Origin of the sequence: Salmonella sp. 741265116_PST, from assembly GCF_046567715.1 — a bacterium.
Classification (GTDB): Bacteria; Pseudomonadota; Gammaproteobacteria; order Enterobacterales; family Enterobacteriaceae; genus Salmonella; species Salmonella enterica.
This window is the reverse complement of the sequence record NZ_JBKFPH010000051.1, coordinates 1-12,123: the sequence shown is the minus strand read 5'-3', so window position 1 is coordinate 12,123 and position 12,123 is coordinate 1. Positions and strand designations below refer to the sequence as shown.

At 49.2% G+C, this 12,123-nt stretch carries 5 protein-coding genes and 3 pseudogenes; 4 read left to right on the top strand and 4 right to left on the bottom strand.

Annotated elements, in window-relative coordinates; all coding sequences use genetic code 11:
• The 3 genes from rpoB to ACLD11_RS21095 form a co-directional block, all read left to right on the top strand.
• Window positions 1-3,757 (top strand): DNA-directed RNA polymerase subunit beta (rpoB, locus tag ACLD11_RS21105; protein WP_411015337.1); only part of this gene is annotated, 3,757 nt, incomplete at its 5' end.
• 76 nt (window positions 3,758-3,833) lie between these two features.
• Window positions 3,834-8,057, top strand: a complete 4,224-nt coding sequence (rpoC, locus tag ACLD11_RS21100; RefSeq protein WP_411015336.1) for a DNA-directed RNA polymerase subunit beta' — start codon at window positions 3,834-3,836, stop codon at window positions 8,055-8,057.
• An 82-nt stretch (window positions 8,058-8,139) separates the two neighbouring features.
• Entirely contained in the window at window positions 8,140-8,421 is a 282-nt protein-coding gene (locus tag ACLD11_RS21095; protein ID WP_411015335.1) for a hypothetical protein, read from the top strand.
• A 1-nt stretch (window position 8,422) separates the two neighbouring features.
• Here ACLD11_RS21095 and ACLD11_RS21090 read toward each other — a convergent pair.
• The 4 genes and pseudogenes from ACLD11_RS21090 to ACLD11_RS21075 form a co-directional block, all read right to left on the bottom strand.
• A pseudogene (locus ACLD11_RS21090) lies at window positions 8,423-8,769 on the bottom strand (cytoplasmic protein).
• A gap of 437 nt (window positions 8,770-9,206) precedes the next feature.
• Window positions 9,207-9,287 (bottom strand): annotated as a pseudogene (locus ACLD11_RS21085) (PTS lactose/cellobiose transporter subunit IIA); the annotation flags it as partial.
• Between the two features lie 37 nt (window positions 9,288-9,324).
• On the bottom strand, window positions 9,325-10,533 hold the full coding sequence (locus tag ACLD11_RS21080) for an IS256 family transposase (RefSeq protein ID WP_411015334.1): 1,209 nt from the start codon (window positions 10,531-10,533) through the stop codon (window positions 9,325-9,327).
• Between the two features lie 104 nt (window positions 10,534-10,637).
• The gene (locus tag ACLD11_RS21075) at window positions 10,638-11,312 is read right to left on the bottom strand and encodes an NleE/OspZ family T3SS effector cysteine methyltransferase (RefSeq protein WP_411015333.1); all 675 of its coding nucleotides are present in this window, start codon (window positions 11,310-11,312) and stop codon (window positions 10,638-10,640) included.
• Between the two features lie 371 nt (window positions 11,313-11,683).
• Here ACLD11_RS21075 and ACLD11_RS21070 point away from each other — a divergent pair.
• Window positions 11,684-12,094 (top strand): annotated as a pseudogene (locus ACLD11_RS21070) (non-LEE encoded effector protein NleB); the annotation flags it as partial.
• Window positions 12,095-12,123 lie beyond the last annotated feature (29 nt).

The window sequence follows — 12,123 nt, the reverse complement described above, 5'->3', positions numbered from 1 at the left end:
CTATTCCGCACCGCTGCGCGTAAAACTGCGTCTGGTGATCTACGAGCGCGAAGCGCCGGAAGGCACCGTTAAAGACATTAAAGAACAAGAAGTCTACATGGGCGAAATTCCGCTCATGACCGACAACGGTACCTTTGTTATCAACGGTACTGAGCGTGTTATCGTTTCTCAGCTGCACCGTAGTCCGGGCGTCTTCTTTGACTCCGACAAAGGTAAAACCCACTCTTCGGGTAAAGTGCTGTATAACGCGCGCATCATTCCTTACCGTGGTTCCTGGCTGGACTTCGAATTCGATCCGAAGGACAACCTGTTCGTGCGTATCGACCGTCGCCGTAAACTGCCTGCGACCATCATCCTGCGTGCGCTGAACTACACCACTGAGCAGATCCTTGACCTGTTCTTTGAGAAAGTCGTCTTCGAAATTCGCGACAACAAACTGCAGATGGAGCTGATTCCAGAACGTCTGCGCGGCGAAACCGCGTCGTTCGATATCGAAGCTAACGGCAAAGTGTACGTTGAAAAAGGCCGTCGCATTACCGCGCGTCACATCCGTCAGCTGGAAAAAGACGATATCAAGCATATCGAAGTTCCGGTTGAGTACATCGCAGGCAAAGTCGTCTCTAAAGACTACGTTGACGAATCCACTGGCGAGCTGATCTGCGCGGCGAACATGGAGCTGAGCCTGGATCTGCTGGCTAAGCTGAGCCAGTCCGGCCACAAACGTATCGAAACGCTGTTTACCAACGATCTGGACCACGGCCCGTACATTTCTGAAACGGTACGCGTCGACCCAACTAACGATCGTCTGAGCGCGCTGGTAGAAATCTACCGCATGATGCGCCCTGGTGAGCCGCCGACACGCGAAGCGGCTGAAAGCCTGTTCGAGAACCTGTTCTTCTCCGAAGACCGCTATGACCTGTCTGCAGTGGGTCGTATGAAGTTCAACCGTTCTCTGCTGCGCGACGAAATCGAAGGTTCCGGTATCCTGAGCAAAGACGACATCATTGATGTCATGAAAAAGCTCATCGATATCCGTAACGGTAAAGGCGAAGTCGATGATATCGACCACCTCGGCAACCGTCGTATCCGTTCCGTCGGCGAAATGGCGGAAAACCAGTTCCGCGTTGGCCTGGTGCGTGTAGAGCGTGCGGTGAAAGAGCGTCTGTCTCTGGGCGATCTGGATACCCTGATGCCTCAGGATATGATCAACGCCAAGCCGATTTCCGCCGCAGTGAAAGAGTTCTTTGGTTCCAGCCAGCTGTCTCAGTTTATGGACCAGAACAACCCGCTGTCTGAGATTACGCACAAACGTCGTATCTCCGCACTCGGCCCAGGCGGTCTGACCCGCGAACGCGCAGGCTTCGAAGTTCGAGACGTACACCCGACGCACTACGGTCGCGTATGTCCTATCGAAACGCCGGAAGGTCCGAACATCGGTCTGATCAACTCCCTGTCCGTGTACGCACAGACGAACGAATATGGCTTCCTTGAGACGCCGTACCGTCGTGTGGTTGATGGCGTGGTCACTGACGAAATTCATTACCTGTCTGCTATCGAAGAAGGCAACTACGTCATCGCTCAGGCGAACTCCAACCTGGATGACGAAGGCCACTTTGTAGAAGACCTGGTAACGTGCCGTAGCAAAGGCGAATCCAGCTTGTTCAGCCGCGACCAGGTTGACTACATGGACGTTTCCACCCAGCAGGTGGTCTCCGTCGGTGCGTCCCTGATCCCGTTCCTGGAACACGATGACGCCAACCGTGCATTGATGGGTGCGAACATGCAACGTCAGGCGGTTCCGACTCTGCGCGCTGATAAGCCGTTGGTTGGTACCGGTATGGAACGTGCTGTTGCCGTCGACTCCGGTGTGACTGCAGTGGCTAAACGTGGCGGTACTGTTCAGTACGTGGATGCATCCCGTATCGTTATCAAAGTTAACGAAGACGAGATGTACCCGGGTGAAGCAGGTATCGACATCTATAACCTGACCAAATACACCCGCTCTAACCAGAACACCTGTATCAACCAGATGCCGTGTGTGTCTCTGGGCGAGCCGGTTGAACGCGGCGACGTGCTGGCAGACGGTCCGTCCACCGACCTCGGTGAACTGGCGCTCGGTCAGAACATGCGCGTGGCGTTCATGCCGTGGAACGGCTACAACTTCGAAGACTCCATCCTCGTATCTGAGCGTGTTGTTCAGGAAGACCGTTTCACCACCATCCACATTCAGGAACTGGCGTGCGTGTCCCGTGACACCAAGCTGGGGCCGGAAGAGATCACCGCTGATATCCCGAACGTGGGTGAAGCTGCGCTCTCCAAACTGGATGAATCCGGTATCGTTTATATCGGCGCGGAAGTGACCGGCGGCGACATTCTGGTTGGTAAGGTAACGCCGAAAGGTGAGACCCAACTGACGCCAGAAGAGAAGCTGCTGCGTGCGATCTTCGGTGAGAAAGCGTCTGACGTTAAAGACTCTTCTCTGCGCGTACCTAACGGTGTCTCCGGTACGGTTATCGACGTTCAGGTCTTTACTCGCGATGGCGTAGAAAAAGACAAACGTGCGCTGGAAATCGAAGAGATGCAGCTCAAGCAGGCGAAAAAAGACCTGTCTGAAGAACTGCAAATCCTCGAAGCGGGCCTGTTTAGCCGTATCCGTGCGGTGCTGGTGTCCGGCGGCGTTGAAGCTGAGAAGCTCGACAAACTGCCGCGCGACCGCTGGCTGGAACTCGGTCTGACCGACGAAGAGAAACAAAATCAGCTGGAACAACTGGCTGAGCAGTATGACGAACTGAAACACGAGTTCGAGAAAAAACTTGAAGCGAAGCGCCGTAAAATCACCCAGGGCGACGATCTGGCGCCGGGCGTGCTGAAGATCGTGAAGGTCTATCTGGCCGTGAAACGCCGTATCCAGCCGGGTGACAAGATGGCAGGTCGTCACGGTAACAAGGGTGTTATCTCTAAGATCAACCCGATCGAAGACATGCCTTACGATGAAAACGGCACGCCGGTAGATATCGTACTGAACCCGCTGGGCGTACCATCGCGTATGAACATTGGTCAGATTCTGGAAACCCACCTGGGTATGGCTGCGAAAGGTATTGGCGACAAGATTAATGCCATGCTGAAACAGCAGCAGGAAGTCGCGAAACTGCGCGAATTCATCCAGCGTGCCTACGATCTGGGCGCCGACGTTCGTCAGAAAGTCGACCTGAGCACCTTCAGCGATGATGAAGTGCTGCGTCTGGCTGAAAACCTGCGTAAAGGTATGCCGATCGCAACGCCGGTATTCGACGGTGCGAAAGAGTCTGAAATCAAGGAACTGTTACAGCTGGGTGGCCTGCCGACTTCCGGTCAGATCACCCTGTTCGATGGCCGTACCGGTGAGCAGTTCGAGCGCCAGGTTACCGTTGGCTACATGTACATGCTGAAACTGAACCACCTGGTTGATGACAAGATGCATGCGCGTTCTACCGGTTCTTACAGCCTGGTTACTCAGCAGCCGCTGGGTGGTAAGGCGCAGTTCGGTGGTCAGCGCTTCGGGGAGATGGAAGTGTGGGCGCTGGAAGCTTACGGCGCCGCCTACACCCTGCAGGAAATGCTCACCGTTAAGTCTGATGACGTGAACGGTCGTACCAAGATGTATAAGAACATCGTGGACGGCAACCATCAGATGGAACCGGGTATGCCGGAATCCTTCAACGTTCTGTTGAAAGAGATCCGCTCGCTGGGCATCAACATCGAACTGGAAGACGAGTAATTCTCGCTCAAACAGGTCACTGGTGTCGGGGTAAAACCCGACACCAGATTGTGCTAACTCCGACGGGAGCAAATCCGTGAAAGATTTATTAAAGTTTCTGAAAGCGCAGACTAAAACCGAAGAGTTTGAAGCGATCAAAATTGCTCTGGCTTCGCCAGACATGATCCGTTCATGGTCTTTCGGTGAAGTTAAAAAGCCGGAAACCATCAACTACCGTACGTTCAAACCTGAGCGTGACGGCCTTTTCTGCGCCCGCATCTTTGGGCCGGTAAAAGACTACGAGTGCCTGTGCGGTAAGTACAAGCGCCTGAAACACCGTGGTGTTATTTGTGAGAAGTGCGGCGTTGAAGTGACCCAGACCAAAGTACGCCGTGAGCGTATGGGCCACATCGAGCTGGCGTCTCCGACTGCGCACATCTGGTTCCTGAAATCGCTGCCGTCCCGTATCGGTCTGCTGCTCGATATGCCGCTGCGCGATATCGAACGCGTACTGTACTTCGAATCTTATGTGGTTATCGAAGGCGGTATGACTAACCTGGAACGTCAACAGATCCTGACTGAAGAGCAGTATCTGGACGCGCTGGAAGAGTTCGGTGACGAATTCGACGCGAAGATGGGTGCGGAAGCTATCCAGGCCCTGCTGAAGAGCATGGATCTGGAGCAAGAGTGTGAAACTCTGCGCGAAGAGCTGAACGAAACCAACTCCGAAACCAAGCGTAAAAAGCTGACCAAGCGTATCAAACTGCTGGAAGCTTTCGTTCAGTCTGGCAACAAGCCAGAGTGGATGATCCTGACCGTTCTGCCGGTTCTGCCGCCAGATCTGCGTCCGCTGGTTCCGCTGGATGGTGGTCGTTTCGCCACGTCAGATCTGAACGATCTGTATCGTCGCGTCATTAACCGTAACAACCGTCTGAAACGTCTGCTGGATCTGGCTGCGCCGGACATCATCGTACGCAACGAAAAACGTATGCTGCAGGAAGCGGTTGACGCCCTGCTGGATAACGGTCGTCGCGGTCGTGCGATCACCGGTTCTAACAAGCGTCCTCTGAAATCTTTGGCCGACATGATCAAAGGTAAGCAGGGTCGTTTCCGTCAGAACCTGCTCGGTAAGCGTGTTGACTACTCCGGTCGTTCTGTTATCACCGTAGGTCCATACCTGCGTCTGCATCAGTGCGGTCTGCCGAAGAAAATGGCGCTGGAGCTGTTCAAACCGTTCATCTACGGCAAACTGGAATTGCGTGGCCTGGCTACCACCATCAAAGCCGCGAAGAAAATGGTTGAGCGCGAAGAAGCTGTCGTTTGGGATATCCTGGACGAAGTGATCCGCGAACACCCGGTACTGCTGAACCGTGCACCGACTCTGCACCGTCTTGGTATCCAGGCCTTTGAACCGGTTCTGATCGAAGGTAAAGCTATCCAGCTGCACCCGCTGGTTTGTGCGGCCTATAACGCCGACTTCGATGGTGACCAGATGGCTGTTCACGTACCGCTGACGCTGGAAGCCCAGCTGGAAGCGCGTGCGCTGATGATGTCCACCAACAACATCCTGTCTCCGGCGAACGGCGAACCTATCATCGTTCCGTCTCAGGACGTGGTATTGGGTCTGTACTACATGACCCGTGACTGTGTTAACGCCAAAGGCGAAGGCATGGTGCTGACTGGCCCGAAAGAAGCTGAGCGTATCTATCGCGCAGGTCTGGCCTCTCTGCATGCGCGCGTTAAAGTGCGTATCACTGAATATGAAAAAGATGAAAACGGCGAATTCGTTGCGCACACCAGCCTGAAAGACACGACCGTTGGTCGCGCCATTCTGTGGATGATCGTACCGAAAGGTCTGCCTTTCTCCATCGTCAACCAGGCGCTGGGCAAGAAAGCGATCTCCAAAATGCTGAACACTTGCTACCGTATTCTGGGTCTGAAACCGACCGTTATTTTTGCGGACCAGACGATGTACACCGGCTTTGCTTATGCAGCGCGTTCAGGTGCGTCCGTTGGTATTGATGACATGGTCATCCCGGAGAAAAAACACGAGATCATCTCTGAGGCGGAAGCTGAAGTTGCTGAGATCCAGGAGCAGTTCCAGTCCGGTCTGGTAACCGCTGGCGAACGCTATAACAAAGTTATCGATATCTGGGCTGCGGCGAACGATCGTGTATCCAAAGCGATGATGGATAACCTGCAAACCGAAACCGTGATTAACCGTGACGGCGTAGAAGAGCAGCAGGTTTCCTTCAACAGCATTTACATGATGGCCGACTCCGGTGCGCGTGGTTCTGCAGCACAGATTCGTCAGCTGGCAGGTATGCGTGGTCTGATGGCGAAGCCAGATGGCTCCATCATCGAAACGCCAATCACCGCGAACTTCCGTGAAGGTCTGAACGTACTCCAGTACTTCATCTCCACGCACGGTGCGCGTAAAGGTCTGGCGGATACCGCACTGAAAACCGCGAACTCCGGTTACCTGACTCGTCGTCTGGTTGACGTCGCGCAGGATCTGGTGGTGACCGAAGATGACTGTGGTACGCACGAAGGTATCCTGATGACCCCGGTTATCGAGGGTGGCGACGTGAAAGAGCCGCTGCGTGACCGCGTTCTGGGTCGTGTGACGGCGGAAGATGTGCTGAAACCGGGTACCGCGGACATTCTGGTTCCACGCAACACGTTGCTGCACGAACAGTGGTGTGACCTGCTGGAAGCAAACTCCGTTGACGCCGTTAAAGTGCGTTCCGTTGTATCCTGCGACACCGACTTTGGTGTATGTGCGCACTGCTACGGTCGTGACCTGGCGCGTGGCCACATCATCAACAAAGGTGAAGCTATCGGCGTTATCGCGGCACAGTCCATCGGTGAACCGGGTACACAGCTGACGATGCGTACGTTCCACATCGGTGGTGCGGCATCGCGTGCGGCTGCTGAATCCAGTATCCAGGTTAAGAACAAAGGTAGCATCAAGCTCAGCAACGTGAAGTCGGTTGTGAACTCCAGCGGTAAACTGGTTATCACTTCCCGTAACACCGAACTGAAGCTGATCGACGAATTCGGTCGTACCAAAGAGAGCTATAAAGTGCCTTATGGCGCTGTCATGGCGAAAGGTGATGGCGAGCAGGTTGCCGGCGGCGAAACCGTGGCAAACTGGGACCCGCACACCATGCCGGTTATCACTGAAGTGAGTGGTTTCATCCGCTTCACTGACATGATCGACGGTCAGACCATTACGCGTCAGACCGACGAACTGACCGGTTTGTCTTCGCTGGTGGTTCTGGATTCGGCTGAACGTACTACCGGTGGTAAAGATCTGCGTCCGGCGCTGAAAATCGTTGATGCTCAGGGTAATGACGTTCTGATCCCAGGTACCGATATGCCTGCGCAGTACTTCCTGCCGGGGAAAGCGATTGTACAGCTGGAAGATGGCGTACAGATCAGTTCTGGTGACACCCTGGCGCGTATTCCGCAGGAATCCGGCGGTACCAAGGATATCACCGGTGGTCTGCCGCGCGTTGCCGACCTGTTCGAAGCGCGTCGTCCGAAAGAGCCGGCAATCCTTGCTGAAATCGCAGGTATCGTTTCCTTCGGTAAAGAAACCAAAGGCAAACGTCGTCTGGTGATTACGCCGGTTGATGGTAGTGACCCGTACGAAGAGATGATTCCGAAATGGCGTCAGCTCAACGTGTTCGAAGGGGAACGTGTAGAACGTGGTGATGTGATTTCCGATGGTCCGGAAGCGCCGCACGACATTCTGCGTCTGCGTGGCGTACATGCTGTCACTCGTTACATCGTTAACGAAGTCCAGGATGTATACCGTCTGCAGGGCGTTAAGATTAACGATAAACACATCGAAGTTATCGTTCGTCAGATGCTGCGTAAAGCGACCATCGAAAGCGCCGGTAGTTCCGACTTCCTGGAAGGCGAACAGGTTGAATACTCCCGCGTCAAGATCGCTAACCGCGAGCTGGAAGCGAATGGCAAAGTGGGGGCTACCTTCTCCCGCGATCTGCTGGGTATCACCAAAGCGTCTCTGGCAACCGAATCGTTCATCTCTGCCGCATCGTTCCAGGAGACCACGCGTGTCCTGACCGAAGCAGCCGTTGCGGGTAAACGCGACGAACTGCGCGGCCTGAAAGAGAACGTTATTGTGGGTCGTCTGATCCCGGCTGGTACCGGTTATGCGTACCACCAGGATCGTATGCGCCGTCGCGCCGCGGGCGAGCAGCCAGCAACACCGCAGGTCACTGCGGAAGATGCATCTGCCAGCCTGGCAGAACTGCTGAACGCAGGTCTGGGCGGTTCTGATAACGAGTAATCGTTAAATGGTGGAGGGGTATTTATCCCTCCACCAGCATTGTGCTGGAGCTTGTACATCAAGTTGTTACAGGGAAGGGGAAATGCCAGCAATCATTTCATTATTTTATTTAGTGTTTGGTTTTTTTTTATTTACAAGAAAAATTAGGATCTCAAAACTTCTCTCTGGGTTTTTATTGTTTTTGTCATTGAATATATTGCAACATAACCCTCTGCTGATATTTATCTATTGTCTTTTTATTATCATTGCCACTATTATTATTGGCAGAATAAATACCAGCAAAGCCAAAAAGGAAGTTTTTTATTTTTCAATGCCATGCTGGCTTTTGATTTTATCTGTAATTATAAATTTAATGGATAAATGAATTATTTTTTCATGTCTCTTGTTTCTCGCATTATTTGTAAAAACTCATTATCACTGGTTATATGAATAAATTGTCCAGTTTTTGCATTATATTTTGCCATCGCACAGGGAAGACTATTACCGCCGTTAGCCATAACAAATTTTGCTTTTGTATTACGATAAAGATTGACGCCAGGAATGGGGTCCTGACCGAATGTATAAGGCGTTGGGACAACTACATTATGTTTGTTTGAGAACCACTTTGCTAAAATCCCGCCAACGCCATCAACCGGCGTAATAAAAGTAGAGAATCGACAATACTCAATATTGAAAGTTTTTTTACCATTGAGTTTGGTTTTTTCTGTAACATTGAGTCCAAATGTGACTTTAAATTTATCCCATAAATCTAAGTTATTAAAGTCTATTGGCTCGCCATTATAAAATGCCTGCTGTTCATACATTAAATGATAAACCTGTTTTAATACCTGTATGCTGGTAGGGCTAATAGTATTCGCAAAGGAGGGTAAGCCATTTTTGCTATAAATCTGCTCTTTTATAAAATATATACATGTGCCTTTGAAAAGATTCATGTCCTGTCCTTACAGTCAAACGTTTATTGATGGGTAAGATGATAAAGGACGTCATCTAATTATTACAGTTCTTTTGGAGATGTTTTTATCAGGAATGCATTATATTTGCTATATGAATATTGTTGATTGAAGCTGATAAGCTAATAAATAGCTATTATTTTGAGTTGAAAAAACACGGGCCCGGTAAAGTGTGTATCACTGGGCGATTGAAAAGAAATTAATCGATTAAAGGCAACCGACGATACAGCTCAATCATGCCGCCTGCCAGATCCTGAATAACCATTGCATTCATCAGATGATGAGCCTGTCAGTAATTCTGTGTAACTGCCACTGTATTAAAGGTGATCGCTCAGGCGATCACCGAACTCGATAATAAAGCGGCTCATCGCCAGCCGCCAGTTCTGGATCGGCATACTCCATTTTTTTGACGCATCCTTGATTGCCAGATAAATAACCTTCCGCACCGAGTCGTCCGTTGGGAACACTTTGCGTTTCTTAATCGCGGCACGGATCACGCTGTTCAGCGATTCTATGGCATTCGTGGTGTAGATGGCCTTGTGGATATCCGCTGGGTAGCCGAAGAACGTGTTCAGGTTTTCCCGGTGTGCACGCCAGCTTTTGCTGATTTGGGGATACTTATTATCCCACGCGTCTGCGAACGCATCCAGCGCCATCAGCGCCGCCTCTTCGGTCGGAGCCTGATAAACTGCTTTTAGCCCACCGGTGACGGCTTTGTAGTCCTTCCAGGACACGTATTTCAGGCTGTTACGCACCATATGGATGATGCACAGCTGGATGTGAGTCTGCGGGTAGACGCTGTTTATCGCATCCGGGAAGCCCTTCAGACCGTCCACACAGGCAATCAGAATGTCCTGAAGGCCACGGTTTTTCAGCTCCGTCAGTACGCTTAGCCAGAACTTTGCGCCTTCATTTTCGGCCAGCCACATACCTGGTAATTCTTTCTGGCCTTCGGTGTTGATACCCAGCGCCAGGAAGACGGCTTTGTTGATTACGCTGCCATTCTGACGGACTTTGACGACAATGCAGTCCATATAAACAATGGGATACAGCGTATCCAGCTGTCGGTTTTGCCACTCAGTGACCTGCTCTTTTACGGCGTCGGTGACTTTAGATATCAGCGTGGGCGATACATCCGCGTCGTACATTTCTTTGAACGTGGCGACGATTTCGCGCGTGGTCATACCTTTGGCGTACAGAGATAAAATCTGGCTGTCCATCTGCGTAATACGCGTCTGGTTCTTCTTAATCAACTGAGGTTCAAAGGTATTTTCACGATCACGCGGCGTGTTCAGCTCAATCTCGCCGTCATCGCACAACACCGTTTTTGACGAGTAGCCATTGCGGGTGTTAGAGCCTTTTTTGGGCGCATTTTTCTCGTGTCCGAGGTGGTCAGTCAGCTCAGCATTGAGTGCTGTTTCGACAGTAAGCTTCGTCAGCATCCGGGAAAACTGGTTAAGATCGGCTTCGGTTTTAAGGCCCTTAGCCAGTACAGCAGCCAGTGCTTTGAGTTTATTTTCGTCCATAATTTGCCTGTCTCCGGTGTTGGAGTGAACATATCAAAAACAGACAATTACATAATTTAAATTACAGTCTCTTTTTATGCTGCGGACTCTCGTGGTTATGTTAATTAGTTTTTTTTTAAAAATAATAAATTCATTTTAGAGATATAATTATCTATTTCCTCTGGTAAGTAACTTAAAATTGTTCCCATCTCCCTTGCGACAACAAGCTCTGATTTTATTGTTTTCAATTCATTAGACTCATCACTCATATCATACATTAATTCTCTTTTTTTATTGTATAATTCAATAAATCGGTTTGCATATTGTTCACCCTGCGCACAATCTTTTCTGTATACTACTATTATATATAAAAAATTATTGCCCTCTTTGGGGAAGATTTTACATCCAATATTTGGTAGTTCAAGCAATGAATGCAACACCGGTGAATAAAGACTATCTACTGAAAACTGTCCCATTGGACGTTTCCCTGTAATAACAGTTAACCAACTTCCTTCAGCGGTGTTGGCTTCATCCCTGGAGATGCTTTTAAAATTAACGTGAGAGTCTGAATACATACGTTGCATATAATGAGTGAGTTCTGCCTTTTTATTAATGTATCCATTAATTTTAAATACAGACTGTTCTCTGGTTATACCTGAAATGTATTTCTGATCATAAACATTAGGTTTTTCCATGAAAAAATAATGAGTTACATCAGGATAAGTTTTCATTATTATATCTATTGTATTAATCCGATCCGAAAACGAAATCTTTTGATTGCTAATGCTGGGTGTTTTCATTTACAATTCCATTTTTATTTAGATGCTACAATGATATCGTATGTTCTCTATTTAAACATCAGTCCGTCAAGAATTATATGCTAACCAAGGCGCATCCCTTAACAGTCGCCTTAAAGATCTTGATAGAACTCAGTTTAAGCATAGATTAAAATTAGCACGTAGCTGTTGTATCATGTGATCCCTGTGATTTGTCTACAGAATTTACATAAAGTATCAATTTTAACAATAAAATATTTGTTTCATTGCTCACTAGTAGGATATGTATGTATCCATCGGTTAATGCTTAATTTAGCATCTTTTAGCTGACAGCGATTGCAACGCTAAAAAACATGTGCTAATAATCATCATGTAAAATATGTAATGAAGTAAGCATGGAGCATTTAATTGTTATGATTCCACCATTAAATAGATATGTTCCCGCGCTTTCAAAAAATGAATTGGTTAAAACTGTTACCAACAGGGACATTCAGTTTACAAGTTTTAATGGAAAAGATTATCCCTTGTGCTTTTTAGATGAGAAAACCCCTCTTCTTTTCCAGTGGTTTGAGCGGAATCCTGCTCGCTTTGGGAAAATGATATACCTATAATTAACACAGAGAAAAATCCCTACCTTAACTATATCATTAAAGCAGCAACAATTGAAAAAGAACGTCTTATAGGTATTTTTGTAGATGGTGATTTTTTTTCCAGGGCAAAAGGATGCTTTTTCAAAACTTGAGTATGACTATGAAAACATAAAAATCATATATATACCCAATAAACCTCAAGATGCAGATTTCAGCACCTGAAAGTGATCATTAATTCGGGATGA

What these genes read in the sequence shown, in the direction of transcription:
- ACLD11_RS21080 (WP_411015334.1), bottom strand. Translation starts at nt 10,533, where the DNA reads ATGGACGAAAATAAACTCAAAGCACTGGCTGCTGTACTGGCTAAGGGC.
- ACLD11_RS21075 (WP_411015333.1), bottom strand. Translation starts at nt 11,312, where the DNA reads ATGAAAACACCCAGCATTAGCAATCAAAAGATTTCGTTTTCGGATCGG.
- ACLD11_RS21095 (WP_411015335.1), top strand. Translation starts at nt 8,140, where the DNA reads ATGCCAGCAATCATTTCATTATTTTATTTAGTGTTTGGTTTTTTTTTA.